The organism is Aeromonas sp. S19(2024) (assembly GCF_041402625.1).
GTDB lineage: Bacteria > Pseudomonadota > Gammaproteobacteria > Enterobacterales > Aeromonadaceae > Aeromonas > Aeromonas caviae.
Genome location: NZ_JBGLQU010000005.1, coordinates 12900 through 38568, shown reverse-complemented (window position 1 = coordinate 38568; position 25669 = coordinate 12900). Strand labels below are relative to the sequence as shown.

Genomic DNA, 25669 nt, shown 5'->3' with positions numbered 1-25669 from the left:
TCAGTGTTGAAACCTTCATTCCTCTTGAATGGAAAAAAAGGGCTGAGGAAGCGTAGTGAAAATCGCCCCAGCCCGGCTTTTATTGGTACTCGCGCCTTGTTATCAGCGATTAACCACCAAATTCACGGCTAATAATTTGTGTGGGGACAACATTCTCTGGCAAGTCACTCGACATTTTTTGAGCAAGTTCACCAGCCAAACCAAACGCGTTGTCAATGGGGTCGACCTTTATTCCGCTTTCGACAGCCAACTCCAAAAACTTCTTGCCAATCTGGTTGCACGTATCAACCCAGTTTTTGGGCAGCTCCCCCATGGTGAGCTTGGGTTGACAGACCAGTTGAAATGTATTTTTTCCTTCTTGTATTTGAAATGCCACATCAACAAATTCACTTTTATATGGGTTGGCTAGCGCACTTGAACTAAGTAAAAAAACAGCACCAATAGAGGATTTTTTCATGACACGTCCTTGTGAATAGTAATGCCCATCAAGGGGCTGATAACATATAACCGCTAAACTCTGCGGCAACAAAAATAACCATTTAGGTCAATGGAACTGAAAACACCGAGCGATGAAAGTTTCTTTTTACCCATCGATTGTGCATCCGTTTCGTGACCAGGTTCCCTCTGGCTTTTGACCTCATTGCCAATCAATATACTCTTGAGGTGGTCGTTCAATATCGATCATGTGTGCAGCAGAAAATAGAATTTCAACGCCAAAACCGAGAGGGACATCAACCTCATCAGGAACAATACAACGTGGCTGGAAGTCCAGTCTGACTTTGGTTGCATCACCTATTTTTAGTTACCGTTCGACCCCATCCATCTTTATCCCACTCTGGTTCATGTGACCATGCTCGTCTGTTGGGCGCCGCTGCACTCTGCACCAATCGGCAAAAAACACGCTACCGCCCCTGAATTTCAGCCTCCAGCCTGCTGCGCTTTCCCTGTGGCTCCGGTCTGGTTCATGGCTGACTCCGACAAGAGGTGATCCCGATTGCCATGTTACCGAACGGAGCTGGTTAGGGAAGGGGGATCGGGTGATTTCTCGGGCAAGATCAATAAATTGGGGGGACAGCGGGGCCTGCGTCAGGTTGGATAAGAAGGCTCTCAAGGCGCAACGCGTTCCCGCGTTCCCACTTCACGCCCACGATTCACGGGGTTGTGAGCAAGGCCATTGCCCTGCCGAGGGCCATGCGGTGCAGCCGAGAGGGTCGGCCTGGCACGGACAAGCAGGTGGTTGGGAGGGGGCGAAAGACCCGCGGGTTCAGTCGAGGACTCGAATTTGAAACCCGCTCAGACGCCCATGCACCACCCAAAAGAGGGGCCCGCTGCCGGTGACGGCAGGGGCCCATTTTATTGTTAGCGCACGGTCTTTGGGTCTGGTTTGCTCCGTGAAGGCTTAGCGGGCCAGCAGGGGTTGGCCGCTGGTCAGGGCGGTGCTGGTTGGCCGGGTGGCGGGATGCTGCTGGAACTGGCGTACCAGCCGCTCCAGATCCCCGAGCTGCTTCACGAGCGCAATAATGCCCTGCACGGCGTGGCGGCTGCCCTGGCTGGAGTCGTCGGCCAGACGCTTGATGTCCAGCACGCTGTGGTGGATGTCCTGGGTGACCAGGGACTGCTCCTGCACCGCCTGGGCTATCTGGTTGCTGCCTGCGGTCACCTGCAACAGGCGTTCGCTTATCTGTTGCAGGATATCGCCAGTGGCGGCGGCCTTGAGGCGGCAACTGGCGGAGAGCTGTTCCCCTTGCGCCATGGCCTGCTGGGCATCGTCGGCGCTGGCCTGCAAGAGGCTTATCATCTGCTGGATCTCGCCGGTGGAGGATTGGGTCTTGATGGCCAGGGGGCGGATTTCGTCCGCCACCACCGAGAAGCCGCGACCGGACTCGCCCGCCCGGGCCGCCTCGATGGCCGCATTGAGGGCCAGCAGGTTGGTCTGGTTGGCGATGTTGTTGATGACGTCCAGGATGCCGTCGATGGCGCGGCACTGGCTGGCCAGCGCCTCTATCACGGCGCGGGAGGTGAGCAGCTCGCCGTGAACCCCTTCCACCGCCGCCACGGTATCGAGCACGCTGCGATTGCCCTCCCGAAACAGCACGGCGGTGTTGTCCAGGCTGTCCGAGGAAGCGCTCGAGCTGTGGGAGACCTCGCGAATGGACGCCGTCATCTCGGTGATGGCGGTCGCGACCTGGTTGGTCTGGGCCTGCTGTTGTTGCAGGTTGCCGGTGATGGACTCGGCATTGTTCAGATCCGTCTGCGCCGCCTGCACGATCTGCTGGCAGGTCTGCTGGGTGCGGGCCAGCACCGCATTGAACTCGGCCTGGTTCATCTTCATGGCGAGCTCGACTGCAGCCAGACGATCGACCCGGCCGGTATACAGCAGTTGCATCAAGGGGTTGTCGAAACGGTGGCGGGCCAGGGTCTCCAGCCGGGCGAGGCGCCGGGAGAGGGTCTGGCAGATGACGAGCGCAACCACCAGGGGCAGGGCTCCGATGAGCAGAGGCCAGCCCGGGCCGTGCTGATAGCCGAGGGTGACCAGACTGGCCAGCAGCGCCATCAGGCAGAGGTGGATCCCCAGGGTGTGGCAGCAGGGGGGCAGGCGCAGGGCCCGGGGGGTCTTGCCGCGGCGCATCTCTTCATAGACCCGCTCCGCACGCTGCTTGACCGCGTCGTCCGGCGCCGTGCGCACCGACTGGTACTCCACCACCTTGCCGCTTGCGTCCTGAATGGGGGTGACGAAGGCGTTGACCCAATAGTGATCCCCGTTCTTGCAGCGGTTCTTGACCGGGCCCATCCAGCTTTTGCCTTCCCGCAGATGGCGCCACATGTCGGCAAACGCCTGGGGCGGCATGTCGGGGTGGCGGACCAGGTTGTGGGGGGCCCCTTGCAGCTCCTCCAGGGTGAAGCCGGCTATCTGGCAGAACTCGTCGTTGGCATAGGTGATGCGGCTCTCCAGATCCGTGGTGGAAATCAGGTTCTGATGCGACGGGTAGAGGCGCTCACGCTGGGTAACGGGTTGATTGACTCTCATGGCACTTCCTGCCTGACAGGGCAAAGAGAGTCTGGTTGCAATTCGTACACCAGAGTGCCCAAAAACGCTTAAATTGCGTTCTATATGTCTCTTTTGTGCTCAAAGCCCGCAGAGGGGGGAACAGGGCCCGGGCTCGCGTCCGCCCCTGCCGTCAGGATTCGCTTTTTGGGAGCCGTTTTGGCAATGGCGGGGCGTGTTTCGCAATTTGGCAAGGCGGGGCCGGGGCCTCCGCCAGCCTCAGGCGGGCAGATCCGGCTCGCTGACCGGGGCCGGTATCTGGGTCTCTATCTGCAGGTGGGTGGAGAGCAGGGTCTTCAGATCCTGCAGGTACTCCTCCAGGGGGGGCTCGTCCAGCAGCAGGGCAAGCTCGTTGCCTACGGGGGTGAGCCGGTAATAGAGCAGGGTGAGATTGCTTTGGCGTTGGCGCAGACGCCAGCGCTGGTTGCCAAAGGCCAGCTCGACCCCGTCGGCGGGCAGGGGGCCGGATTCGAGCTCGCCACGGTGCAGCAGCCCGAGATCGCACAACAGCAGCAGGGCGCTGTAGGGCACCCGGTATTTGCCGAGCCCCATTCGGGTGACCTTGGCGCGACTGAGCAGGCTGGCCCCCTTGTGCATGCCCAGCAGCAGACGCTGCTCGTCGCTGCCCTCGTAGTGGCAGGAGAGGGCGCAGATGCGCTGGAACAGCTGGGCTTCGCGCTGGGTCATCTCCTTGAGGGTGTTGAGGGCACGGATGGAGAAGCGGCCCGGGGTGGCGACTTCCAGGGCGAAGATGCGGCCCCACAACTGCTGCATGGGGGTCATGCTGATGTCTTCGGCCAGTTGCAGGAAGCGGGTAAGCCAGTCGCTGTCTATCTCGCCGCCGGCGGCGGTCTCTTCGCAGTGGCGCGCGGCCATCACCATGATGGATTCCAGATTGCGCTGGCGGGTAGCCTGCTCCGCCAACTGGCGGAAGGTGGCGCGCTGCTCGAAGGTGCTGTCGCTGTTGCGGGTGAGCATGCCATCGATGCCGCGGCTGCGGGCCAGGCGCAGGGTCTGCTCCTGGCTGCTCAGGATGGAACTCTCTTTCTTGGGGGGCAGGTCAGCCATGCTGGCTCCGTGATGGCAAGGTCTGGTAGTGAATGTTACTCCAACCAGATCCATGAACAATCCCTTTGCCGGGGTCGTCACGGGATAAAAAATGGCCTCCCGGGGGAGGCCATCAGGGGCTCACTCTTCGTAGACGCTGACCTCGACCGCGTCCATGGAGTAGGAAGCGGTGGCCATCTCGTGGCTGGAGCTGACGGTGTGCATCTTGCCCTTGACCCAGATGGCGTCCCAGAGGTCATCCACCGGCGCCCCCTTGGGGTAGCTCACGTAGATTACCTGGTTGGTGGGCGGGGGCGGCACGTGAATGCAGGCGCCGAAGTAGGGGACCAGCAGGAAGGCGGTGATGGTCTTGGCATCCCCTTCCAGGGGCACCACGAACCCGGGGATCCGCACCTCCTGATTGTCCAGCTTCTTGTTGACGCCCCCCACCGGCTGCGGCACCGAGGAGAAGTCGCCATCATGGCTGACCTGGGGCGGTGGCAGCAGTTTTTCCCCCTCCGGGATGAGGATATCCCAGTCGATGGTCTTGTAATCTGCGGCCATGGCAGGCAGCACCAGCAGGCTGGCCAGCAGCGCCACTATTTTCCACTTCATCATCTGTTCTTCTCTCTTGGTCGGATGCGTCGGGTCAGACGCGAATGCTCATGCCGTCGCTCAGGCTGTAGCGGTAAGCGCGGGCGGCAGGCAGCAGCCCGATCACCATGCCCGCCAGCCAGACCAGGCCCAGCAGTTGCCACTCATAGGCGCTCGGCAGACCCAGGCTCATTTGCAGGCCATAGTGGCTGAGCAGCCAGGGGCTAGCAAGCCCCTGACCGAGATAGAGCGCGGCCACCCCGAGGGCGATGCCCGCCGTGGTGAGCGCCATCGCCTCCAGCGCCAGCAGCAGGAAGAGGTGGGCAGGTCCCGCCCCCAGGGAGCGCAGAATGGCGAGCTCGCGGCGCCGCTCGTTGAGGCCGGCGAGCAGGGTGGTCAGCATGCCGATGAGGCCCGCCACCACCACGAAGCCCGCGATCACCGACAGGGCGGTCTCCGCCACGCTCATCAGCCCCCAGAGCTCCTGCAGGGCGGCTCCCGGCAGGATGGCCATCAGGGGCTCCCTGGGATAGGTGTTGACGCTGCGCTGCAACTGGAACGCCAGGATCCGGTTGCTCAGCCCCACCATGAAGGCGGTGATGGTCTTGGGGGTGAGATCCAGCGCCATCGCCTGTTCCGGGGTCACGTTCTTGCTGTGACGACCGGTGTCCCAGCCCAGGTGGATCGCCTCTATGCCCGCCAGCGGCACATGAATGGTGCGATCGATGGGGGTGCCGGTGGGGGCCAGGATCCCCACCACTTTGAACGGCATGTTGTCATGCTGGCTGAACGAGGTGTTGCCGGCGCCATGGGCGATGACGATGGATTGATCCAGGTGATAGCCGAGCTTTTCGGCCACCTGGGCACCCAGCACCGCTTCAAACGGTGTTTCGAAGGGGCGACCTTCGCGCAGGACGAGCGCCTGCTGCTGGCCGTACTTCAGGTGGGTGAAGTAGTCCCCATTGGTGCCGAGCACGCGAAACCCCTTGTGGGAGTCGCCAAGGGAGAGGGGGATGGTCCAGGCGACGCCTGGCTTTGTCTTGATGGCCTGGTAGGAGTCCCAGCCCACGTTGTTGGTGGGGTTGCCGATGCGAAACACCGAATAGAGCAGCAGGTTCACCTGGCCGGAGCGGGCGCCGACGATGAGATCGGTACCCGAGACGGTGTTGGCGAAGCTATCCCGTGCCTGACTGCGCACCCGCTCCACCCCGAGCAGCAGGGTGACGCTGATGGCGACGGCCAGCAGGGTGAGCCCGGCGGTGAGGCGACGGGCCCAGAGACTTTGCAGGGCGAGTTTCAGCATGAGAGCCTCCGCAGTGAAGGGGAGATGGCTGGACGGGCTGCGAGATGATGGCGTGTGGTCATGCCGCCCTCCGGTTGAGCTGTTGCAGGTTCTCCACCCGGGGGAAGAGGGGCTCCAGATAGGGATCGTGACTGACGAAGACCAGGGTAGATCCCTGCTTGTCACATTCCTCGAACAGCAGCCGGATGAAGGCGGCCCGGTTGTCGGTGTCCAGGGCCGAGGTGGGCTCGTCGGCGATCACCAGAGGAGGGGAGCCTATCAGGGCGCGGGCGGCGGCAACCCGCTGCTGCTGGCCGATGCTGAGGGCGTGGACGGGGCGATGGAGTGCCTCATCCGGCAGTTGCAGTTCTGCCAGCAGGCGGCGGGCCTCCTGCTCGGGGCTCCCTGTCAGGCGGGCCCGCTTGGCGGGTGAAAAGGTGAGGGCAGCGGTGACGTTGTCCTGCACCGAGAGAAACGGCAGCAGATTGAACTGCTGGAAGATGTACCCCAGATTGGCCGCCCGGAACTGGTCACGGGCGCGGCCGGAAAGCCGGGCCAGGGGCTGGCCCAGCACCTCCAGGGTGCCGTGGTTGGCGGTCTGGATACCGGCCAGCAACCCGAGCAGGGTGGACTTGCCACAACCCGATGGGCCCTTGATGAAGACGCGCTCACCCTCGTGGATGCGAAGGGCGGGCAGATCGAGGACGGCTTCGTGACCCGGCCAGGCAAAGGCCAGATCACGGATCTCAACCACGGCATGTTTCATGGTGTTACCAGCCCAGTTTGTTGGCGGACGGAGTCAGTTCGGCGGCGGTCTGGCCGGTGGGCAGTATGCCCTGCACGCTCAGCTTCTCCAGGCTCGGGTAGAGGCTGAACAGGGTGGCCTCGAGACCGGTGAGCTTGGCCGGGGTAGCGCAGGTGTAGGTGTACATGGCTCCCATGTCCGCATGGCCCGCGTCGTCGTGATGGTGTTCATCGTGAGCGCCATCAGCCTTGTCGTGCTCGTGCTCGTGCTCGTGCTCATGCTCATGGTCATGGTCATGATCTTCCTTGGCGGCCTGCAGCTCTTGCTGGGTCAGCTTGCAGCCGGCGGCCGGGTCGAAACGGAAGAGGGCGTCGGGCTGCTGGAGGCGGGCCACCGCCTTGGCATACTGCGCTTTCTCCTCATCGGTGTTGGCGGCATGCTCGAAGCCCACCAGATCGGCGGCAGGGGCCTGCAACTCGATCATCAGCTGGTTGCCGTCGAGTACCAGGTTGAGGTGGCCGTGACCGTGCTCATGGGCACCGTGGCTGTGGCTTTCGTGTTCGTCGTGATTGGCCTGGGCGCCGAAGGCGGCAGCGGCCAGCAACAGGGTGACTGCTTTCATCGTTAATCCTTTTGAATAAATAGAGAAAAGATTGGTTCAAAAAAAGAAACAATGAAGGGGCGGCGGGGCGCGGATACGGCGATGTCCCGTGGTGCCGGTGGCCGCCCTCGGTTGGGGAGTGCCGATATACCGGTCGATGCCAGAGGAGAGGGGAGGGAGTACGGGGGTCGGCGTCAGTGCCAGCTTGCCATCCAGATGCAGGACGCAGAGGGTGCAGGCATGACCGTGATCGGGCAGGGCAGCTTCAAGAGGGTGCTGTGCCAGCACCGGTTGCATCCACAACCAGCCCAGCAGCAACACCCAGATTGTCAGTGTGGAACGACCCATAGACCCTTGTGGAAAGGGCGCCATCAGCGCCCTTCTCTCTGATTCAGAGATGGGACTGGATGAGCCCCATCACCTTGGTTATCTCGGCGGCATCGAGCTGGCCATCTTTGGCAAACAGCACCTTGCCCTCTTTATCCAGCAGTATGATGGCCGAACTTTCCGGCGTGAGCGCCCAGGCGTTGCGGGCCATCCCCTTGGCATCCAGCACCATGGCGGACCAGGGGAACTCTTTCTTGCTGTCCTCGGCACTGCTCTTCACGAAACCGGACGTGCCCCAGATGGCGTCATTGCTGTTGATGATGGTGACGGTCTGGTACTTGTCGTGGGGCAGCTTGGCCGCCTTGATCGCCTCGATCATGGGGGCATTGAGCTCCTTGGCGCTGGAGCGACCCGCGATGTGCTGGATCAGGAAGACCTTGCCGGTCAGGACCTTGCTCTGCCAGGGCTGATAGCTGATCTCCTTCTCCTTGAGCACCAGCTCCCCCTTGTCGCTGATGTTGACCAGCGGCACCTGGGTTGATTCCTTGATGTTGTGGGCCATGACCAGGGTTGGCAGCAGCGCCAGAGTAAGCACGAGATGTTTCATCCGGATGACACTCCTTTGTGATGTTATAACGATTTTTGGGTCGAGGGAATGGGACCCTGAACATCCTAAACTGATCGGATCTGTTTAAAAAGTGTTAAATAATGCAGGGCGCGACGGTGATCTTGTCAACATGGGCGCCATCCCCCCAATGACGGCGGCAAGGATGGCATGTCATCCATCAAAAGCAAGTGATGGTCAGAAGAGGCTAGTAGAGCGGTTCGCTGATCAAGGGAATCTGGGCCATCGTCATCTGCTGGGCCAGCAGGGGAGAACCGGTGAGCAGCACGTGGCGCTGATTGCCGATCACCAGGGTGTCTCCCTCAAGGCCGCTGTCGGCCGTGATGGCGAGCCAGGCCGGCGAGACGCTGCCGATGCTGATGTTCGGATAGATGATGCTGAGGCTGTACTGGGGCGCCAGCTCCGCCAGCAAACTGGCCATGAGCAGCGCCTTCTCGTCGCTGTCGGCCTTGTTGTCCTGCAGGGCCTGCAAGGGCGGAGCGAAGTGGTCCATTTGCTCGGGCGGGGTGGGGATGCCGCTCAGCCACTCCTGCAGCAGGGTGACGCTGGTGGCGAGATCCTTGGCCGAAAACTGCTGTGCCAGGGGTTTGAGGTCTCCCTTGAACTGATAGAACAGCTGGGAGTAGTTGGGGCGCACACAGGGCAGCTTCTGGTTGGCCGGGTGCACGCAGGGCTGGACCCGCATCTCGTAGAAGGCGTCCTCCTGATATTGCCGGTAGGCCTGCCAGAACTGGGCGGATTCGAGGCTGCTGTCGTGCAGGGTAAAGGCCTGTTCCAGGTTGCGGAACTTGGTGGCCGTCTCCGGGCTGTGCTGGTTGATCTGGTTGATGCTGTTGTAGAGGCGCGGACTGATGTAGGAGTAGAGTGTTTCCAGCGGGAAGTTGAGGGCGGTGTCGAGCTGTGTCATCTCGTGACGGCTGGCTGAAAAGGTGCGCTCATCCGCCGTCAATTGCAGGTGCTTTTGCTGACCATCCGCAGATTGCCACTGCCAGCTCAGGTTGATCTCGTTGGCCTGCGCCATGGTGCCGAAGAGCAGACTGCACAGAAAGCCTTGTGCCAGTTTCATGGTGCGCCTCCGCCTGGGTTGATAATAAACAACTAGGTGAGTGACCGGCATTTGGATTGGTCTGGTGACAGATATATTGGTAATTATCTGATCTGACTTTAAATTTAATTCAGGAAATAAGTCATGGGGGAAATCATCATGAAGCTTGTTTCACGGTTTCTGCTGATATTGGTGGCCACGCCGGCGCTGGCGGGGCAGGTCATCGTCAATCAGGGATTGTCCAGCGCGGATACCTTCGCCCTGCGGGATCAGCTGGCCCGGGAGCATGAATGGCAGGAGTGGCTGCGCTTCCAGCAGGCCATCAAGTGGCTGGAGGTGCTGCCGGTCAACTGCGATCTGGTGGGAGGTGCCGGTCAGGAATATCGCTGCGGTGATGACTATTACCGCCCCTATCGGCAAAACGGGCGAGACCTCTATATCCAGGGGGATCCCCCCGGAGCGTCCCCGCAACGACCAATAAAAAAGGCGCCATAAGGCGCCTTTTTTGCGAGAAATACGCTTATTTTGCAGCGTAACGCTCGGCAGAGGTCTTGATTTCGGCTTCGGCAGCGGCCTTGTCGCCCCAACCTTCCACCTTGACCCACTTGCCTGCTTCCAGCTCTTTGTAGCGCTCGAAGAAGTGCTGGATCTGGGCTTTCAGCAGCTCGGGCAGATCGTTCACATCCTGGATGTGATCGTACTGCTTGGTCAGCTTGGAGTGGGGTACGGCCACGATCTTGGCGTCTTCGCCAGATTCGTCGGTCATCTTCAGCACGCCGACCGGGCGGCAGCGGATGACGGAGCCGGCCAGCAGCGGGTAGGGAGTCGGAACCAGCACGTCGACCGGATCCCCGTCCAGGGACAGGGTGGCGTTCACGTAACCGTAGTTGCACGGGTAGAACATCGGGGTGGACATGAAACGGTCAACGAAGATGGCGCCGCTGTCCTTGTCGACTTCGTATTTGATCGGGTCGGCGTTCTGCGGGATTTCGATGATGACGTAGATGTCGTCAGGCAGGCTCTTGCCGGCCGGTACCAGGTTCAGGCTCATGACGTTTCCTTTGAGTGTTGGAGTCAAGTTTGCAGGCCGACATTATAGCGATGTCCCGTCAAATGACCATATTTCAAGGGCCGGGTGGCGTGGCGGAGGGTAGCTTTTCCCCGCGCTTGCCCGATTTCTGTCGTCTGCGGGCGCGGATGCCTTCGCTCCCCATGGGCGCGGCTTGTGCCACCGGGTCAACAGACCCTAGAATGCGCACTCCCTTTACTGGAAAAGGCAGCGGTATGCACATTCACATTCTCGGGATCTGCGGCACCTTCATGGGTGGTCTGGCGGTGTTGGCAAAACAGCTTGGCTATCGGGTGACCGGCTCCGACGCCAACGTCTATCCCCCCATGAGCACCCAGCTCGAGCAACAGGGCATCGAACTGACCGAAGGCTACGACCCCTCCCAGCTCGATCCGGCGCCGGATCTGGTGGTGATCGGCAATGCCATGAGCCGTGGCAACCCCTGTGTGGAATATGTGCTGGACCGCAATCTGCCCTATATCTCCGGCCCCCAGTGGCTGCTGGAGCACGTGCTGAAAGATCGCTGGGTGCTGGCCGTCGCGGGCACCCATGGCAAGACCACCACCGCCAGCATGCTGGCCTGGGTGCTGGAGTATGCCAAGCTGGAACCCGGTTTCCTCATCGGCGGCGTGCCGGGCAACTTTCCGGTTTCCGCCCGTCTCGGCTCGGCTCCCTTCTTTGTGATTGAAGCGGACGAATATGACTGCGCCTTCTTCGACAAGCGATCCAAGTTTGTCCACTATCACCCGCGCACCCTGGTGATGAACAACCTGGAGTTCGACCACGCCGACATCTTCCCGGATCTCGCCGCCATCCAGCGCCAGTTCCACCACCTGATGCGCACCGTGCCGAGCAACGGCCGGGTGCTCTTCCCCAAAGGTGATGACAACCTTACCGCCGTGCGCGAGATGGGCTGCTGGAGCGAGGTGGAGCTGGTGGGCCAGGACGACGCCAAGTGGAAGGCGGTGAAGCTGGCCGATGACGGCTCCGCCTTCGAGGTGTGGCTGGATGGCGTGAAACAGGGGGAGGTGCACTGGGAGTGCATCGGCGAGCACAACGTCAACAACGGTCTGATGGCCATCGCCGCCGCCCGTCATGCCGGTGTCATGGTGGAGCACGGGATCAACGCCCTCTGCCAGTTCAAGTCCCCCAAGCGGCGCATGGAGCTGAAAGGGGAAGTGGCCGGCATCAGCGTCTATGACGACTTCGCCCACCACCCCACCGCCATCGAGACCACCCTGGGCGGCCTGCGCGCCAAGGTGGGCAAGGCCCGCATCCTGGCGGTGCTGGAGCCCCGCTCCAACACCATGAAGCTCGGGGTTCACAAGGAGGAGCTGGCCGGTTGCTTCGACGGTGCCGACGAGGTGTTCTTCTTCCAGCCCCCCAACATCGGCTGGGATCTGGGGGAGGTGACGGCCCACATGACCCGGCCTGCCCGGGTATTCGAGGCCCTTGATGCCCTGATTGGCGCCCTGGTGGCCGAGAGCCGCCCAGGGGATCATATTCTGATCATGAGCAACGGCGGCTTCGGCGGCATTCACGACAAGCTGATCGCCCGCCTCAAGGAGCTGCAGAGCGCATCATGAACAAGGCCATCACCCTGGCGCTGACCGGCGCCTCCGGCGCCCCCTATGCCCTGCGCCTGTTGGAATGCCTGGTGCAGGCGGACTATCGGGTCTTCCTGCTCGCCTCCTCGGCGGCCAGGGTTGTGCTCAAGACCGAGCAGCAGCAGGATTGGCCGGGCTCTCCCAAGGAGCTGTCGGCGTACCTCTGTCGCCAATATGGTGCCAAAGAGGGTCAGATCGTCGCCTGCGGCAAGGAGGAGTGGTTCTCGCCGGTGGCTTCCGGCTCGGCGGCCCCCAAACAGATGGTGGTCTGCCCCTGCTCCATGGGCACCGTCTCGGCCATTGCCAACGGCACCTCGGACAACCTGCTGGAGCGGGCGGCGGACGTGGTGATCAAGGAGCGGGGCCAGCTGATTCTGGTGCCCCGGGAGAGCCCCTTCTCGGCGATCCATCTGGAGAACATGCTCAAGCTTGCCCGTCTTGGCGTGACCATCATGCCGGCGGCGCCAGGGTTCTACCATGAACCCAAAAGCATCGAAGATCTGGTGGACTTCATGGTCGCCCGCATCCTCGACCACCTGGGTGTCGAGCATGAGTTGACCAGCCGCTGGGGTTATGCAAACCACTGATACGGCGGGGAGCGGACAAAAAAGCGGCGCCGGGCTGTAAAGCCCGGCGCCGCTTTGTCAACATCTGCACGAGTCAGCTGGCCTGGATGGGGGCCGTCACGTACTTGAACAGGAAATCAGTCACCTCTTCCCGGCTCGGACGCTGCGGCTGATTGATCATCTGCATCATCACATAGCCAAAACCGGTCAGGGAGCGGGCCAGATCCTGTGCCGACAGCACGCTCTGAATCTCGCCGTTGTCGATGGCCCGTTGCAGGTGGGGGGCAATGCGCTCCAGCGCCTTGTCCAGCAGCCGGGTGTAGCGAGGCCACACTTCTTCCCGCACCGAGGAGCTCCACTCCAGCCAGATGCTGGCGTGATCGGGCTTGTCATAGGCGGCGTCAACGAACAGCTTCACGTGGCGGTGAATGCTCTCCCTGGCGGAGCCCTGACCGTTGTAGGCCTGTTCGAGGATCTGCTGTACGAAGGCTTCGATTTCTGTCAGCACTTCGTCGACCAGATCTTCACGAGTATTGAAATAGTTAAAAACGGTCGCAACCGAGACCTTTGCCTGTTCGGCTATCTCGGCATGCCCCGCACGGCCGATGCCGCGACGGGAAAATACCTCGACGGCACACTCCATCAATTGATCACGGCGAGCCTCCGGCGAAAGCCGGGTTCGACGTCTTATTTCTGCGCGTGGTTCCATAGTTTTTTCATCTAATAGTTATTGATTATGGTGTTTATAGTATTGTCACCGATAATGCCCGAAGGCTTGCTAACTCTATCAATTAAAATAAGCCGATAAAAGCATCACGTATGCCTGACGCCCACTGGTTGGAGTGGTAGAATCCTCGGTTTTGACGTTAATGAACGGCCAATAACCCTTTGGTCATTATTGGAGTATGTGATGAAACACATTGTCGAGGTGATGATCCCCGAGGCCGAGGTTGCAGCCCGGATCGCCACGCTGGGTGAAGAGATTACCGCCCGTTACCAGGGCTCCGAGGAAGTGGTCATGATCGGCCTGTTGCGCGGCTCCTGCGTCTTCCTGGCGGATCTCTGCCGTCAGTGCCAGTTGCCCATCACCCTGGACTTTATGACTGCCTCCAGCTATGGCTCCGGCATGCACAGCACCCGTGACGTGCGCATCCTCAAGGATCTGGATGACGACATCAAAGGCAAGGACGTGGTGATCGTGGAGGACATCATCGACACCGGTTACACCCTCAACAAGGTGCGTGAGATCCTCTCCCTGCGCGAGCCGAAATCCCTGGCCATCTGCACCCTGCTGGACAAACCGTCCCGCCGCGAGGTTCAGGTGCCGGTGGACTGGCTTGGCTTCTCCATCCCGGACGAGTTCGTGGTGGGCTGTGGCATTGACTACGCCCAGAAGTACCGTAACCTGCCTTTCATCGGCAAGGTCGTACCGCAAGAGTAAGCCGGGTCCGAAGTAGCAAGGCAGGCTGGCCGGCCCGCCATCGACTGCCTTCAGGCGGCGTCACAGCCGCCTTTTCTGTCTCGAGATGGGCTCATCCATCACAGGGGTTGCAATGAACGCATTGGAAATCAGCGGTCTGAAGAAGACCTATCAGGGGGGCGTCGAAGCCCTCAAGGGCATCGATCTCACCGTCAAACAGGGGGATTTCTTCGCCCTGCTCGGTCCCAACGGGGCGGGCAAATCCACCACCATCGGCGTGATCAGCTCACTGGTGAACAAGAGCGCCGGCAAGGTGAAGGTATTCGGTCATGACATCGATACCGATCTGGAGCTGGCCAAGTCCCAGCTCGGCCTGGTGCCCCAGGAGTTCAACTTCAGCCAGTTCGAGAAGGTGAGCCAGATAGTGACTCACCAGGCCGGTTTCTATGGAGTGCCGCGGGCCGAGGCCAAGGTGCGCGCCGAGAAGTACCTGCGTCAGCTCGATCTGTGGGACAAGCGCGACATGGCGGCCCGCACTCTCTCCGGTGGCATGAAGCGCCGGTTGATGATTGCCCGCGCCCTGATGCATGAGCCCAAGCTGCTGATCCTGGATGAGCCGACCGCCGGGGTGGACATCGAGATCCGCCGTTCCATGTGGAGTTTCCTCAAGGATCTCAACGAGCAGGGGGTGACCATCATCCTGACCACCCACTACCTGGAAGAGGCCGAGATGCTGTGCCGCAACATCGGCATCATCGACAAGGGCCGTCTCATCGAGAACACCAGCATGAAGAGCCTGCTCGGCAAGCTGGGTCGCGAGACCTTCCTGCTGGATCTGGTGCCGGGCTCCAGCGTTCCGGCCCTGCCCGAGTTCAACGGCCGGATGCAGGATGAGAACACCCTGGAAGTGGAGCTGGAGAAGAGCCAGTCCCTCAACAGCCTGTTCGAGCAGCTCTCCGCCCAGGGGGTGAAGGTGCTCAGCATGCGCAACAAGGCGAACCGGCTGGAAGAGCTGTTCGTCAATCTGGTAGAGGAGGGTCGCAAAGCATGAACCCCATGACCTATTACATCGCCTTCAAGAGCATTCTGGCCAAGGAAGTGAGCCGCTTCACCCGGATCTGGATCCAGACCCTGGTGCCGCCCGCCATCACCATGAGCCTCTACTTCGTCATCTTCGGCAACCTCATCGGCTCGCGCATCGGTGACATGGGTGGCTTCAGCTACATGGAGTTCATCGTGCCCGGCCTCATCATGATGTCGGTCATCACCAACTCCTACTCCAACGTCGCCTCCTCCTTCTACAGCGCCAAGTTCCAGCGCAACGTGGAGGAGCTGCTGGTGGCGCCGGTGCCCAACTACATCATCATCGCGGGGTATGTGGGCGGTGGTGTGGCGCGCGGCCTCTGTGTCGGCCTCATCGTCACCCTGGTGTCGCTGTTCTTCGTGCCGCTGCAGATCCATCACCTGTTCAGCGTCTGCGTGACCGTGCTGCTCACCTCCATCCTCTTCTCCCTGGGGGGGCTCATCAACGCGGTGTTCGCGAAGTCGTTCGATGACATCAGCATCATCCCGACCTTCATCCTGACTCCCCTGACCTATCTGGGGGGCGTCTTCTACTCCATCACCCTGCTGCCGCCGTTCTGGCAGGGGGTTTCCCAGGTGAACCCCATCATCTACATGGTGAACGCGTTCCGCTACGGCTTCCTCGGGATCTCCGACGTGCCCCTCGGCACCGCCTATCTCATCATCATCGGCTTCATCCTGGTGCTCTACGGGATGGCCTGGTGGCTCATCTCCCGCGGCACCGGTCTGCGCCACTGAGGCGCGCACCTGCCAGCAAAAAGGCGCCCTCGGGCGCCTTTTTATTTGCACATGTCGGTCTCAGAGGGCCGGGGCATCGTAGTCCGCGGGCTCGTCGCTGTAGACGCAGACGTTCCACTTGGCCGCGAGGCCATCATCCGCGAGGCAGTAGCGCTCGAAGAAGGCCTTGATACCGGCGCGCTGGCAGTGGGCCTCGAAGCTCGCCATGTCGCGCCAGATCTCGTTGAAGACGATGGGGAAGCTCTCCCCCTCGGCAAAGGGGCTCTGGATATGGCGGGTGACGATGTACTGCAGGCAGCCATCTTCACGCAGGGTGTCGGGCTCGAGCCCTTGCAGGACGCGGAACAGTGCCTGCTCCTGGCCCGGCTTGGGCTGGAACTGGGCGATGCAGTAAACCTTCTTGGACATCGTGGTCTCCTTGCCGTGTCTCAACCCCGCAGGGCGACGACCCGGTTGTCGATGAGGCGGGCCTTGCCCAGATAGGCGGCCATCAGGATCACCAGGCGCTGGCTCTCGGCGCTGGCGGATTCCAGGGTGTCGGCATCGACGATGTCGATGGCATCCGTCCTGAATCCCGCGTTGTCGAGGCGCTGGCTGGCCTGGGCAACCAGGGAGGGGAGGTGACTGTTCCCCGCTTCAATCTGCCCGGCAATCCAGTTCATGGTGCGCGCGAGCTCGGGGGCGATGGCCCGTTCGGCAGCGGTCAGATAGCCGTTGCGCGAAGAGAGGGCCAGCCCGTCTTCGGCCCGCACGGTCGGCACGCCCACGATCTCGATGGGCATGGCCATGTCGGCCACCATCTTGCGAATGAGCGCGAGCTGCTGGTAATCCTTCTCGCCAAAGCAGGCCACGTTCGGCTGTACCAGATTGAACAGCTTGGTGACCACGGTGCTGACCCCGCGAAAATGTCCCGGACGCAGTGCCCCTTCCAGCAGGCTGGAGATGCCGGGCACCTCGACAAAGGTCTGGCTGGCGAGCCCCTGGGGATACATGATCTCCGGCGTCGGGGTGAAGACCAGGTCCACACCGGCGGCCTCCAGGGCGGCGCAATCCTGCTCCAGGGTGCGGGGGTAGTTGGCGAGATCCTCGGCCTTGTCGAACTGCAAGGGGTTCACAAAGATGCTGACCACCACCTTGTCGCCATGGCGGCGGGCCTCCTCGACCAGGGTGAGATGACCCTGATGCAGATTGCCCATGGTGGGCACGAATGCGATGGCGCGGCCTTCGCGATGCCATTGACCGATCTGCTCGCGCAGCGCGGCGGGATTGTTCACAACCAACATCGTCAGTTCACCTTCAGATGAATCAATAAAAGAGGGGGTCGTCAGGGGGGAGGGCGAGACGGGGGCACAGGCCCCCGCGCTCATGACGACAGAAAGTCAGTTGAAGCAGTGCTCGGGGCCGGGGAAGGTCCCCTCGCTCACCTGCTGCACGTAGAGACGAATGGCGGCACGCATGTCACCGGTCTCGGCCAGGAAGTTCTTGGTGAACTTGGGCACATAACCCGAGGTGATGCCGAAGGCATCGTGCATCACCAGGATCTGGCCGTCGGTGGCAGGGCCGGCACCGATGCCGATCACCGGAATGCGCAGCGCCTTGGTGATGCGCTCTGCCAGAGAGACGGGCACGCACTCGAGCACCAGCAACTGGATGCCGGCCGCTTGCAGCTCCAGTGCCTGGCGGTAGATCTCCTGGGCGTGGAATTCGTCGCGCCCCTGCACCTTGAAGCCGCCAAACACGTGGACGGATTGCGGGGTCAGGCCGAGATGGCCGCACACCGGCACCCCATTACGGGTCAGGTGGCGGATGGAGTCGCACAGCCAGTCCCCCCCTTCCATCTTCACCATGCGGGCACCGGCCGCCATCAGGCGCGCCGCGTTCTGGTAGGTCTGCTCCGGGGTGGCGTAGCTCATGAACGGCATGTCGGTCACCACCAGGGCATTGGTGGTACCGCGCACCACGCAGCGGGTGTGATAGACCATCTCGTCCATGCTGACCGCCAGGGTGTCGTCTCCGCCCTGCAATACCATGCCGAGGGAGTCGCCGATGAGCAGCACCTGGGCGCCCTCGTCGTCGAACAGCTTGGCGAAGGTGGCGTCATAGGCGGTGATGGCGGTGATTTTCTGTCCGTCCTGCTTCATCTTCTGCAGGTGGGTAATGGTGATCTTGCTCATTACGTTGTTCCTACTCTTCTCTACTCGCCTGCTGCACCGGCCAGGATCGCGAGTCCATTGCGCGGGCAGCGGGCAACCAGTTCGGTGAGCGGGGTGCCGCAGGGCAGCACCAGGGAGGGGGCTATCTCGGCAAGGGGCAGCAGGACGAACTCCCGCTCCTTCATGCCATAGTGAGGCACCGTCAGGCGCTCATGTCGGATGACCTCGTCACCGTACAGCAGCAGATCGAGATCCAGGGTCCGGGGGCCCCAGCGCTCATCTTTGCGCACTCGCCCCTGTGCCTGCTCGATGCGCTGCAGCTCGTCCAGCAGCGCCAGAGGGCTGAGGCGAGTGGCAAGGTGCGCCACGGCATTGACGTAGTCCGGCTGATCCGCAGGGCCCATGGGGCGGCTGCCGTAAAGGTGGGAGGTCTGCCGCAGCTCGGACTCAGGCAGGGTCGCCAGCGCGGCGATGGCGCGACGAGCCTGGCCGAGGGGGTCGGCCAGGTTGGAGCCGATGGCGACGAAGACCTCGATCATCGGCGGATCCTTACTCTGCCGACTTCGGCTTGCGGCGACGGGGGCGACGGCGGTTGCGGCCATTGCCGCTGCGCTTCTCGCCATCACCGCTGCGGGAGTCGGCGCGCTCGCCGCTCGCCGGGCGGCGGGTCGCCTCCCGTTGCAGTTGCGGGCGCACATCCGGGTTGGAGGCCACATAGCGCTCCCACCAGCTCGCCAGCTCGCCGAGGCCGCGCTCGACCCGGTTGCGCAGCAACAGGAAGTCGAAGGCCGCACGGAATTTCGGGTGCTCCATGGCGCGCTCGGGGTGCTTGCCCTGGCGGCGGGTCAGGCGCTGCTGCAGGGCCCAGATGTCGCGCACGTCCGTGGTGAAGCGGCGCGGCACGGCGATGATCCGCACCTGGTTGTCCAGCACCTCGTTGATGGCCAGCATGAAGGCATCGTACCAGGGCAGACCGCTCTCGTTTTCCAGCACCCGGCCGCGGGCCTCGACGGCGCCCCACAGCAGGGTGGCGTAGAGGAAGGCGGGGGTGACGCGCTTCTCTTCACGGACCCGGGTATCGGTGTCCATCAGTGCCTGCTCGATGAACTGCTCGTAGGGCGAGTTGCCGTGGGGCGTGAACAGGGCGGCTACCTGGGGGAACAGCGGCTGGAACAGCCCGTATTCCCGCAGCAGCTTGTAGGTGGCCAGACCGTCCCCCGCCAGGAACAGCTTGAGGGTCTCCTCGAACAGGCGGGCGGCCGGAATGTCCTGCAGCAGCGGGGCCAGCTCCCGGATGGGCGCGGCGGTACGCGGGCTGATGGTCATGTCGAGCTTGGCGGCGAAGCGCACGGCACGCAGCATCCGCACCGGATCTTCCCGGTAGCGGGTCTCGGGGTCACCGATGAGCTCCAGCCTGCGCGCGGCCAGATCTTCCAGCCCGCCCTCGAAATCGTGCAGGGTGAAATCCTTGGCGCTGTAGTAGAGGGCGTTGACGGTAAAGTCGCGACGCTCGGCATCCTCTTCGATGGTGCCGTAGACGTTGTCCCGCAGCAGCATGCCTTCATCGGACTGGGCCGACACATGCTTGCTGGTATTGACCTGATGGTGGTGACCCCGGAAGGTGGCCACTTCGATCACGTCACGACCAAAGACGATGTGGGCCAGGCGGAAACGGCGGCCGATGAGGCGGCAGTTGCTGAACAGCGCCTTGATCTGCTCCGGCGTCGCGTCGGTGGCGATGTCGAAATCCTTGGGGGTCTTCCCGAGCAGCAGGTCACGGACGCCGCCGCCGACCAGGTAGGCCTCATAGCCCCCCTTGTTCAGGCGATAGAGCACCTTGAGGGCATTCTCGCTGATCTCTTTGCGCGAAATCGGGTGCTGGTCACGGCTCAAGGTACGGCGCTGTCCGGCGACACGGGCCGGAATGGGGGACTCCACCGACTGCTCGCCGTCTTCCTTGCCGAGCACTTTGCGGCAAAAGTTTGCGATCTGGGAAAAAATGGTACACCTCGTTATGACTTCAAATTGACGGGAGGCCAAAAAAATAGCGGCCTATCATAGCTCAGCCCCAACCAAATGAGAAACGGTGTGGCCTGCTTCCCCTTGATTGGTCCTTTTGGGGCAAGAAATGCAGCCGGGGCTAGCTTTGCCCTTGCGGGATCTTCTGCTGGCGGGGCACCCGGACCAGTTGCCAGTGGGCGATGCCCCAGCCGATGATCTCGTCGATCCGGCTCGCCATCAGCTCGGGCGGCGGGCACTGACCGAGAAAGTGCAACGCCTGCCACAGGGCCGGTCGTGCCTCGTCCTGCGACAGCGCAGGCGCATGGTTCTGCTTGGAGAGCTTGTTGCCATCCGCTTGCACCGCCAGCGGCAGATGCACCCAGGCGGGCACCTCTGCCCCCAGGGTCTGGTAGAGGGCAATCTGGCGCACAGTGGGCTCCAGCAGATCGGCGCCGCGGACGATCTCGGTGATGCCGCTGTCCATGTCATCCACCACCACCGCCAGGTTGTAGGCGTAGAGCCCGTCCCGGCGGCGCACGATGAAGTCCTCCTCCGCCAGCGCCGCGGGGACGGTGATCTCTCCCTGAAGCGCATCCTCGAACCGATAGACCGGGTGGTGCTGGCGCAAACGGGCGGCACACCCCTCGGCGGTCAGCCCCAGGGTGCGGCAATGACCGTTGTAGAACCCCCCTGCGGCCATGATTTCGCGTCGGGTACAGCGGCACCAGTAGAGATCCCCGGCCCGATAGAGCTGATCGATGATCTCGTCATAGCGGCCATGGCGCGCGCTCTGGAACATCACCTCCCCATCCCAGCCAAGACCGTGTGCCTCCAGGGTGGTGAGGATAAGGTCAGCCGCTCCCGGCATCTCCCGCGGGGGGTCGATGTCTTCGATGCGCACCAGCCAGCGTCCCTGCTGCGCCCTGGCCTGCAAGAAGCTGCCAAGGGCGGCGACCAGGGAGCCGAAGTGGAGCGGACCGGACGGTGAGGGGGCGAAGCGGCCCACATAGGGGCGTCGGGAGGAGGGGGATGTCATGACCATGGCAATTCGGGTAGGCGATGCATTGAGGCTGCATTCTGGGACGGCCCGACCAAAAGCTCAATAAAAAAGGGAGCCTGGGCTCCCTTTTCGTTCCTGTGGATGGGCGGCATCAGCCAGCCATCTGTTTTTCCTTGATCTCGGCCAGCGTCTTGCAGTCCACGCAGAGGTCTGCGGTCGGACGGGCTTCCAGACGGCGGATGCCGATCTCGATGCCGCAATGCTCGCAGTAACCGAAGTCATCTTCTTCGAGCAGCAGCAAGGTTTTCTCGATCTTCTTGATCAGCTTGCGTTCACGGTCGCGGGTGCGCAGTTCGAGAGCAAACTCTTCTTCTTGCGCGGCGCGATCCACGGGATCCGGGAAGTTGGCAGCCTCATCCTTCATGTGGTCGACGGTGCGGTCAACTTCCTGCATCAGTTGGTTGCGCCAGGCTCCCAGGATCTTGCGAAAATGTACCTTCTGTTGGTCATTCATGTACTCCTCACCGGCTTTCATCTGGTAAGGCTCTACACCCGCAATGGCCAGGGGGCCCAGAGATTTCCTGTTTTCGCCTGTTGGCATGCCCTGTCTCCTAATTCAGCACGCTACCCGTGCCATCCATAAATTGAGGGCGACATCTATAGCAGAAGGGTCAACGGGAGGCAAACAAGCCTTATCAATAATGTTACCCACTTCTGCATTTATTCTCTGCCCTCGGGTAGCATATGGTCAGATTCAAATGGGATAAAATCCTGAGCCACCATGCCCTGCACCCCAACATGGGGGCGATAGCATAAAATTTCAACCCCTGCCGCCATCGCCTGTTCAACAAGCTGACTATAGTGCGGATCGATATGGGCTGCAGGGCGCATTCTCGCGATGCCGGAGTGCAATACCATGAACAGCAGCACGGCCCGGTGCCCTGCCGCCTTCATGGCCATCAATTCACGCAAGTGCTTGGCGCCGCGGGTGGTGACCGCATCGGGGAAGTACCCCATGCCGGGTTGCTCCCGCTCGTCGAGCAGGGTGACGGATTTCACCTCGATGTAACAATCCGGCCTGTTGTCATCTTCCAGCAGCAGGTCGATGCGGCTGTTCTCTTCCCCGTATTTCACTTCGGTGCGCAGCCTGGCATAACCTGCCAGGGGGGAGAGCGCGCCCTGTTCGATGAGCTCCCGGGCGATCTGGTTGGCACGGGCCGTGTTGACGCAGATGAAGTGACCCGCCGGGCTCTCGGCGATTTCCCAACTGTTTGGCAGCTTGCGCTTGGGGTTGTCGGATGTGGAGTACCAGACCCGGGTGCCCGGCAGGGCGCAGCCGGTCATGGCACCGGTATTGGCGCAGTGGATGGTGATCACCTCGCCGTTGTCGAGCGCGACATCCGTCAGGAAGCGCTTGTAGCGGGAGATCAGCTGTCCGGACTGCAGGGGGGGATCGAAGATCATGGGGTGAGCTCCTCGCGGTGCGGGTTTTTGACGCGGGCCCGCAGGGGCCAGCAGGCGAGCGGTTCGTAGTGGACGCCGTCCGGCGTGCTGACGGATTGATAGAGGCAGAAGCGATCGGCCCTGAGCAGAAAATCCGGCGCAGGCAGCTCGCCGGGGGCCTCACCCGCCTTGCGCGACAGGGTGACGTGGGGGCGATAGCCCTGCTCGCCGTTGCCCAGCCCGAGTTTTTCACCGTGGCGGCGCAGCGCCCTCGCGAGCACGGTCAGCTCGTTCGGCCACTCACCGGGTCCCACCCAGGCGGCTTTGGCGCGCTGAAACCAGCCGGTCTGATCCAGATGGACGGTGAAAGGGGGGCAGTGCTGTCGCTCGGCGGCCGCGATCAGGCGAGCCTGGGTCGTTTCGTCGGCCTCCCCGAGAAAGGCCAGGGTCAGGTGCAGGTTGCTCTCGGGCACCGGCTGGCCGGGCCAGGGGCGCTGGTCTCGCCAGGTCGCAAGCTCGGGGGCAAGCTCTGGCAGGGGCAGGGCAAAGAAGAGTTTGGGCATGCGGCGTGTCGGTCCTCGTGATGGGCATCGGATAAGGGCCATTCTATGGCAGCCGCTCCCGGGATGTCTTGCCGTGTTGCACCTGACGCTTCCTGCCCCTGCCCGGCAGGGGCGCTTACGATGGCCGGGAGGCTGTGGCAGAATGGACCCCTTTTCAGAAGTGTCACAGAAGGTGCCCATCGCTTTGTCTTCCCTCCCCATCGTCCCGGTGTTGCCCGAACTCTTTGCAGCCCTCGACAGCCATACCAGCGTGATCCTGCAGGCGCCCCCCGGCGCTGGCAAATCGACCCTGCTGCCCCTGGAGCTGGTGCGCCAGCACCGGCTGCCCGGGCGCATCATCATGCTGGAGCCCAGGCGCCTCGCGGCGCGCAACATCGCGAGCTTCCTCGCGCGTCAGCTGGGGGAGAAGGTGGGCGAGCGCATCGGCCTGCGAGTGCGCGGGGAGAGCCGCACCAGCAGCCAGACCCGGCTCGAGATCGTGACCGAGGGGGTGCTGACCCGGATGCTGCAGCAGGATCCTGAGCTCACCGGCGTGTCGCTCGTCATCTTTGACGAGTTCCACGAGCGCAGCCTGCACGCCGATACCGCGCTGGCCTTCGCCATCGAAAGCCAGCAGGGGTTGCGCGATGATCTCAAGCTGCTGGTGATGTCCGCCACCCTGGATGGCATGGCCCTGGAGCGCCTGCTGCCAGGTGCCCCCGTGGTGCGCTCCGAGGGGCGCGGCTTTCCCATCGAGTACCACTATCGCCCCGCCAATCGCCAGCAGTGGCTGGAGCCCCAGGTTGGCGCCGTGGTGCTGGAGGCGCTCGCCAGTCAGGCTGGCAGTGCCCTGGTGTTCCTGCCGGGACAGGGGGAGATAGAGCGGCTGGCACAGTGGCTGGAAGGGCGGTTGCCAGGGGATGTGACCCTGGCTCCCCTCTATGGCCGTCTTGACCTCGCGGCCCAGCAAGCGGCCATCGAGCCTGCGCCTGCGGGTCGTCGCAAGCTGGTGCTCACCACCAACGTGGCGGAGACCTCCCTCACCATCGAGGGGATCTCCGTGGTCATCGACAGCGGGCTGGAGCGGCGGGCCACCTTCGATATCAAGAGCGGCGTCACCCGGCTGGAGACCCGGCCCATCGCCAAAGCCTCCGCCACCCAGCGGGCGGGGCGGGCAGGGCGGCTTGGCCCCGGCGTCTGCTACCGGCTCTGGAGCAGCGAGGTGCAGGAGCGCCTCGCCGAGCAGAGTCCCCCCGACATCCTGACGCAAGAGCTCACCGGCCTGCTGATGGACGCCGCCCAGTGGGGGGCCCGGGTGGAGGCGCTGCCCCTGCTGGACATGCCGCCCCCTGCCGCCGTGGCCAGCGCCCGGCGGTTGCTGGTGGCCCTGGGCGCCATGGCCCCGGAGGGTGAGCAACAACTTACCCCGGCAGGCCGTGCCATGGCGGCCTTCGGCACCCATCCCCGCCTCGCCCGCATGTTGCTGCGGTCCCGGGAGCTGGAATCCGAGGGTCTGACAGGGATTGTCGCCGATGCGGCTTTCCTGGTGGCGCTGCTGGAAGAAGATCTGCGAGGATCGGAGCGCTTGTCCGTGTTGTTCCACCGCCGTCAGGGCGCCCTGCGCCAGGGAGCGGCCCGCTGGTTCGAGCGGCTCGGTGTACGGGCAAGCAGCCCGCAGGGTCAATGGCTGGGGTTGCTGTGCGCCCTCGCCTGGCCCGATCGCATCGGCAAGCTGCGCAGTGGCAGCCGCTATCAGCTCAGTGGCGGGGTGAGCTGCGATCTGGTAGAAGGGCATCCCTGCCAGGGGCAGGGGGCCATCGTGGCCGTCGAAATGGGTCAGAACGAGCGCGGCAGCCGCATTTTCATCGCCGAGCCGGTGGCGCTGGATGAGTTGGTGCGCCAGCTGCCCGAGCTGGTCGGCGAGCGCCAGTGGTTCGACTGGGACGATCGGGAGGAACGGGTGCGTGCGGAGCGCCAGCAGGTGCTCGGCGAGCTGGTGCTCGGCCAGCGGCCGCTGACGGATCTCTCCGATGAACAGAAGGGGCGCTGCCTGCTGCAGGGCATCCGGCGCAAGGGGTTGCACGTGCTGCCCTGGGACGAGAGCAGCGAGGGGCTGCTGGCCCGCTTGCGCTGCGCCCGCGACTGGCTGCCCGACGAAGCCTGGCCCGCCATGGATGAGGAGAGCCTGCTGGCCGACCTCGAGCAGTGGCTGCTGCCGGCGGTGAGCGGCATGACCCGGCTGGAGCAGTTGAAGCGGCTCGACATGAGCGACATCCTGCGCCAGTCTCTGGCCTGGCCCTTGCCAAGGCGGCTGGACGAGGCGCTGCCGAGCCACTTCACCGCACCGACCGGCAGCCGGGTGCGGATCCGCTACCAGCCGGGTCAGGCGCCGGCGATCCCGGTGCGCATCCAGGAGATGTTCGGGCTGGGCGCCACCCCATGCGTGGCCGATGGCCGGGTGCCCCTGGTGGTGGAGCTGCTCTCCCCGGCCCAGCGCCCCTTGCAGATCACCGCGGATCTCGCCGCCTTCTGGGCGGGATCCTATGAGCAGGTGAAAAAAGAGATGAAGGGGCGCTACCCCCGTCACTACTGGCCGGACAACCCGCTGGAGGCGCTGCCGACCCGGGTGACCAAGAAGAAGATGGGATTGCAGGAGTAGCCGACGGGGCAGTGATCGGTCGGTACGATCAGAACAAGATGGCGGTGGCACAGTCCCCCTCCACCACAGGCATCGC

At 62.8% G+C, this 25669-nt stretch carries 28 protein-coding genes; 7 read left to right on the top strand and 21 right to left on the bottom strand.

All coding sequences use genetic code 11. From position 1 onward, the window contains the following. Positions 1 to 109 precede the first annotated feature (109 nt). The 10 genes from ACB037_RS11725 to ACB037_RS11680 form a co-directional block, all read right to left on the bottom strand. Positions 110 to 457 carry a hypothetical protein gene (locus ACB037_RS11725; RefSeq protein ID WP_010675592.1) on the bottom strand — a complete coding sequence of 116 codons (348 nt, stop codon included), beginning with the start codon at positions 455 to 457 and terminating at the stop codon, positions 110 to 112. A 942-nt stretch (positions 458 to 1399) separates the two neighbouring features. Beyond that, positions 1400 to 3028, bottom strand: coding sequence for a PAS domain-containing methyl-accepting chemotaxis protein (locus ACB037_RS11720; protein ID WP_236276139.1), 1629 nt, complete (start codon positions 3026 to 3028; stop codon positions 1400 to 1402). Positions 3029 to 3265: 237 nt separating this feature from the next. Continuing rightward, positions 3266 to 4114, bottom strand: coding sequence for a TIGR03899 family protein (locus ACB037_RS11715; protein WP_113068946.1), 849 nt, complete (start codon positions 4112 to 4114; stop codon positions 3266 to 3268). 120 nt (positions 4115 to 4234) lie between these two features. Further along, positions 4235 to 4711 (bottom strand): DUF3299 domain-containing protein, encoded by a 477-nt coding sequence (locus ACB037_RS11710; protein WP_010675589.1) that lies wholly within the window; start codon positions 4709 to 4711, stop codon positions 4235 to 4237. A gap of 31 nt (positions 4712 to 4742) precedes the next feature. Then, positions 4743 to 5990, bottom strand: coding sequence for an ABC transporter permease (locus ACB037_RS11705; protein ID WP_043155759.1), 1248 nt, complete (start codon positions 5988 to 5990; stop codon positions 4743 to 4745). Between the two features lie 58 nt (positions 5991 to 6048). Continuing rightward, positions 6049 to 6735, bottom strand: a complete 687-nt coding sequence (locus tag ACB037_RS11700; RefSeq protein WP_039040841.1) for an ABC transporter ATP-binding protein — start codon at positions 6733 to 6735, stop codon at positions 6049 to 6051. Positions 6736 to 6739: 4 nt separating this feature from the next. Next, positions 6740 to 7336: a DUF2796 domain-containing protein gene (locus tag ACB037_RS11695; RefSeq protein ID WP_198497773.1), complete on the bottom strand. Its 597-nt coding sequence runs from the start codon at positions 7334 to 7336 to the stop codon at positions 6740 to 6742. 36 nt (positions 7337 to 7372) lie between these two features. After that, complete coding sequence (locus ACB037_RS11690; RefSeq protein WP_080988551.1) at positions 7373 to 7663, bottom strand: hypothetical protein; 291 nt, start codon at positions 7661 to 7663, stop codon at positions 7373 to 7375. 43 nt (positions 7664 to 7706) lie between these two features. Beyond that, positions 7707 to 8249 (bottom strand): YtfJ family protein, encoded by a 543-nt coding sequence (locus tag ACB037_RS11685; RefSeq protein ID WP_010675585.1) that lies wholly within the window; start codon positions 8247 to 8249, stop codon positions 7707 to 7709. Positions 8250 to 8454: 205 nt separating this feature from the next. After that, complete coding sequence (locus ACB037_RS11680) at positions 8455 to 9333, bottom strand: hypothetical protein (RefSeq protein ID WP_010675584.1); 879 nt, start codon at positions 9331 to 9333, stop codon at positions 8455 to 8457. 123 nt (positions 9334 to 9456) lie between these two features. On the opposite strand from ACB037_RS11680, the gene ACB037_RS11675 reads away from it, so the two are divergent. Continuing rightward, entirely contained in the window at positions 9457 to 9807 is a 351-nt protein-coding gene (locus tag ACB037_RS11675) for a hypothetical protein (protein WP_010675583.1), read from the top strand. Positions 9808 to 9832: 25 nt separating this feature from the next. Here the strand turns inward: ACB037_RS11675 and ppa are convergent, their stop codons facing one another. Then, entirely contained in the window at positions 9833 to 10363 is a 531-nt protein-coding gene (gene ppa, locus ACB037_RS11670) for an inorganic diphosphatase (RefSeq protein ID WP_005335667.1), read from the bottom strand. Positions 10364 to 10596: 233 nt separating this feature from the next. On the opposite strand from ppa, the gene mpl reads away from it, so the two are divergent. Further along, entirely contained in the window at positions 10597 to 11967 is a 1371-nt protein-coding gene (mpl, locus tag ACB037_RS11665) for a UDP-N-acetylmuramate:L-alanyl-gamma-D-glutamyl-meso-diaminopimelate ligase (RefSeq protein ID WP_039040843.1), read from the top strand. Beyond that, positions 11964 to 12575 carry a flavin prenyltransferase UbiX gene (locus ACB037_RS11660; protein ID WP_323918199.1) on the top strand — a complete coding sequence of 204 codons (612 nt, stop codon included), beginning with the start codon at positions 11964 to 11966 and terminating at the stop codon, positions 12573 to 12575. The genes mpl and ACB037_RS11660 overlap by 4 nt, the downstream gene beginning before the upstream one ends. 73 nt (positions 12576 to 12648) lie before the next feature. Here ACB037_RS11660 and ACB037_RS11655 read toward each other — a convergent pair whose 3' ends face one another. Beyond that, positions 12649 to 13263 carry a TetR/AcrR family transcriptional regulator gene (locus ACB037_RS11655; protein ID WP_029314803.1) on the bottom strand — a complete coding sequence of 205 codons (615 nt, stop codon included), beginning with the start codon at positions 13261 to 13263 and terminating at the stop codon, positions 12649 to 12651. Between the two features lie 201 nt (positions 13264 to 13464). Between ACB037_RS11655 and hpt the strand changes: the two genes are divergently transcribed. The 3 genes from hpt to ACB037_RS11640 all read left to right on the top strand — a co-directional run bounded on the left by hpt (position 13465) and on the right by ACB037_RS11640 (position 15795). Next, a complete protein-coding gene (hpt, locus tag ACB037_RS11650; RefSeq protein ID WP_010675579.1) occupies positions 13465 to 13995 on the top strand; it encodes a hypoxanthine phosphoribosyltransferase in 531 nt (176 codons plus the stop codon). A gap of 112 nt (positions 13996 to 14107) precedes the next feature. Further along, entirely contained in the window at positions 14108 to 15025 is a 918-nt protein-coding gene (locus ACB037_RS11645; protein WP_045521939.1) for an ABC transporter ATP-binding protein, read from the top strand. Continuing rightward, on the top strand, positions 15022 to 15795 hold the full coding sequence (locus ACB037_RS11640) for an ABC transporter permease (RefSeq protein WP_010675577.1): 774 nt from the start codon (positions 15022 to 15024) through the stop codon (positions 15793 to 15795). The genes ACB037_RS11645 and ACB037_RS11640 overlap by 4 nt, the downstream gene beginning before the upstream one ends. 60 nt (positions 15796 to 15855) lie before the next feature. On the opposite strand, the gene ACB037_RS11635 is transcribed toward ACB037_RS11640, so the two are convergent. The 9 genes from ACB037_RS11635 to thpR form a co-directional block, all read right to left on the bottom strand. Then, positions 15856 to 16203 (bottom strand): putative quinol monooxygenase, encoded by a 348-nt coding sequence (locus ACB037_RS11635; RefSeq protein WP_010675576.1) that lies wholly within the window; start codon positions 16201 to 16203, stop codon positions 15856 to 15858. Between the two features lie 20 nt (positions 16204 to 16223). Beyond that, positions 16224 to 17078 carry a pantoate--beta-alanine ligase gene (gene panC / locus ACB037_RS11630; RefSeq protein ID WP_039040846.1) on the bottom strand — a complete coding sequence of 285 codons (855 nt, stop codon included), beginning with the start codon at positions 17076 to 17078 and terminating at the stop codon, positions 16224 to 16226. A gap of 96 nt (positions 17079 to 17174) precedes the next feature. Continuing rightward, positions 17175 to 17969 carry a 3-methyl-2-oxobutanoate hydroxymethyltransferase gene (panB, locus tag ACB037_RS11625; RefSeq protein WP_042864977.1) on the bottom strand — a complete coding sequence of 265 codons (795 nt, stop codon included), beginning with the start codon at positions 17967 to 17969 and terminating at the stop codon, positions 17175 to 17177. A gap of 20 nt (positions 17970 to 17989) precedes the next feature. Then, on the bottom strand, positions 17990 to 18487 hold the full coding sequence (folK, locus tag ACB037_RS11620; protein ID WP_324033888.1) for a 2-amino-4-hydroxy-6-hydroxymethyldihydropteridine diphosphokinase: 498 nt from the start codon (positions 18485 to 18487) through the stop codon (positions 17990 to 17992). A gap of 10 nt (positions 18488 to 18497) precedes the next feature. Then, complete coding sequence (gene pcnB, locus ACB037_RS11615; protein WP_029314802.1) at positions 18498 to 19988, bottom strand: polynucleotide adenylyltransferase PcnB; 1491 nt, start codon at positions 19986 to 19988, stop codon at positions 18498 to 18500. A gap of 100 nt (positions 19989 to 20088) precedes the next feature. Beyond that, complete coding sequence (gluQRS, locus tag ACB037_RS11610) at positions 20089 to 20991, bottom strand: tRNA glutamyl-Q(34) synthetase GluQRS (protein WP_371175351.1); 903 nt, start codon at positions 20989 to 20991, stop codon at positions 20089 to 20091. A gap of 109 nt (positions 20992 to 21100) precedes the next feature. Further along, the gene (gene dksA, locus ACB037_RS11605; protein ID WP_029314801.1) at positions 21101 to 21550 is read right to left on the bottom strand and encodes an RNA polymerase-binding protein DksA; all 450 of its coding nucleotides are present in this window, start codon (positions 21548 to 21550) and stop codon (positions 21101 to 21103) included. 119 nt (positions 21551 to 21669) lie between these two features. After that, a complete protein-coding gene (gene sfsA / locus ACB037_RS11600) occupies positions 21670 to 22413 on the bottom strand; it encodes a DNA/RNA nuclease SfsA (protein WP_069651860.1) in 744 nt (247 codons plus the stop codon). Next, positions 22410 to 22955: an RNA 2',3'-cyclic phosphodiesterase gene (gene thpR, locus ACB037_RS11595; protein WP_202040547.1), complete on the bottom strand. Its 546-nt coding sequence runs from the start codon at positions 22953 to 22955 to the stop codon at positions 22410 to 22412. The genes sfsA and thpR overlap by 4 nt, the downstream gene beginning before the upstream one ends. Positions 22956 to 23139: 184 nt before the next feature. On the opposite strand from thpR, the gene hrpB reads away from it, so the two are divergent. Next, a complete protein-coding gene (hrpB, locus tag ACB037_RS11590; protein ID WP_371175426.1) occupies positions 23140 to 25593 on the top strand; it encodes an ATP-dependent helicase HrpB in 2454 nt (817 codons plus the stop codon). The last annotated feature ends 76 nt before the right edge of the window (positions 25594 to 25669 follow it).

What these genes read in the sequence shown, in the direction of transcription:
- ACB037_RS11725 (WP_010675592.1), bottom strand. Translation starts at nt 457, where the DNA reads ATGAAAAAATCCTCTATTGGTGCTGTTTTTTTACTTAGTTCAAGTGCG.
- ACB037_RS11720 (WP_236276139.1), bottom strand. Translation starts at nt 3,028, where the DNA reads ATGAGAGTCAATCAACCCGTTACCCAGCGTGAGCGCCTCTACCCGTCG.
- ACB037_RS11715 (WP_113068946.1), bottom strand. Translation starts at nt 4,114, where the DNA reads ATGGCTGACCTGCCCCCCAAGAAAGAGAGTTCCATCCTGAGCAGCCAG.
- ACB037_RS11710 (WP_010675589.1), bottom strand. Translation starts at nt 4,711, where the DNA reads ATGATGAAGTGGAAAATAGTGGCGCTGCTGGCCAGCCTGCTGGTGCTG.
- ACB037_RS11705 (WP_043155759.1), bottom strand. Translation starts at nt 5,990, where the DNA reads ATGCTGAAACTCGCCCTGCAAAGTCTCTGGGCCCGTCGCCTCACCGCC.
- ACB037_RS11700 (WP_039040841.1), bottom strand. Translation starts at nt 6,735, where the DNA reads ATGAAACATGCCGTGGTTGAGATCCGTGATCTGGCCTTTGCCTGGCCG.
- ACB037_RS11695 (WP_198497773.1), bottom strand. Translation starts at nt 7,336, where the DNA reads ATGAAAGCAGTCACCCTGTTGCTGGCCGCTGCCGCCTTCGGCGCCCAG.
- ACB037_RS11690 (WP_080988551.1), bottom strand. Translation starts at nt 7,663, where the DNA reads ATGGGTCGTTCCACACTGACAATCTGGGTGTTGCTGCTGGGCTGGTTG.
- ACB037_RS11685 (WP_010675585.1), bottom strand. Translation starts at nt 8,249, where the DNA reads ATGAAACATCTCGTGCTTACTCTGGCGCTGCTGCCAACCCTGGTCATG.
- ACB037_RS11680 (WP_010675584.1), bottom strand. Translation starts at nt 9,333, where the DNA reads ATGAAACTGGCACAAGGCTTTCTGTGCAGTCTGCTCTTCGGCACCATG.
- ACB037_RS11675 (WP_010675583.1), top strand. Translation starts at nt 9,457, where the DNA reads ATGGGGGAAATCATCATGAAGCTTGTTTCACGGTTTCTGCTGATATTG.
- ppa (WP_005335667.1), bottom strand. Translation starts at nt 10,363, where the DNA reads ATGAGCCTGAACCTGGTACCGGCCGGCAAGAGCCTGCCTGACGACATC.
- mpl (WP_039040843.1), top strand. Translation starts at nt 10,597, where the DNA reads ATGCACATTCACATTCTCGGGATCTGCGGCACCTTCATGGGTGGTCTG.
- ACB037_RS11660 (WP_323918199.1), top strand. Translation starts at nt 11,964, where the DNA reads ATGAACAAGGCCATCACCCTGGCGCTGACCGGCGCCTCCGGCGCCCCC.
- ACB037_RS11655 (WP_029314803.1), bottom strand. Translation starts at nt 13,263, where the DNA reads ATGGAACCACGCGCAGAAATAAGACGTCGAACCCGGCTTTCGCCGGAG.
- hpt (WP_010675579.1), top strand. Translation starts at nt 13,465, where the DNA reads ATGAAACACATTGTCGAGGTGATGATCCCCGAGGCCGAGGTTGCAGCC.
- ACB037_RS11645 (WP_045521939.1), top strand. Translation starts at nt 14,108, where the DNA reads ATGAACGCATTGGAAATCAGCGGTCTGAAGAAGACCTATCAGGGGGGC.
- ACB037_RS11640 (WP_010675577.1), top strand. Translation starts at nt 15,022, where the DNA reads ATGAACCCCATGACCTATTACATCGCCTTCAAGAGCATTCTGGCCAAG.
- ACB037_RS11635 (WP_010675576.1), bottom strand. Translation starts at nt 16,203, where the DNA reads ATGTCCAAGAAGGTTTACTGCATCGCCCAGTTCCAGCCCAAGCCGGGC.
- panC (WP_039040846.1), bottom strand. Translation starts at nt 17,078, where the DNA reads ATGTTGGTTGTGAACAATCCCGCCGCGCTGCGCGAGCAGATCGGTCAA.
- panB (WP_042864977.1), bottom strand. Translation starts at nt 17,969, where the DNA reads ATGAGCAAGATCACCATTACCCACCTGCAGAAGATGAAGCAGGACGGA.
- folK (WP_324033888.1), bottom strand. Translation starts at nt 18,487, where the DNA reads ATGATCGAGGTCTTCGTCGCCATCGGCTCCAACCTGGCCGACCCCCTC.
- gluQRS (WP_371175351.1), bottom strand. Translation starts at nt 20,991, where the DNA reads ATGGTCATGACATCCCCCTCCTCCCGACGCCCCTATGTGGGCCGCTTC.
- dksA (WP_029314801.1), bottom strand. Translation starts at nt 21,550, where the DNA reads ATGCCAACAGGCGAAAACAGGAAATCTCTGGGCCCCCTGGCCATTGCG.
- sfsA (WP_069651860.1), bottom strand. Translation starts at nt 22,413, where the DNA reads ATGATCTTCGATCCCCCCCTGCAGTCCGGACAGCTGATCTCCCGCTAC.
- thpR (WP_202040547.1), bottom strand. Translation starts at nt 22,955, where the DNA reads ATGCCCAAACTCTTCTTTGCCCTGCCCCTGCCAGAGCTTGCCCCCGAG.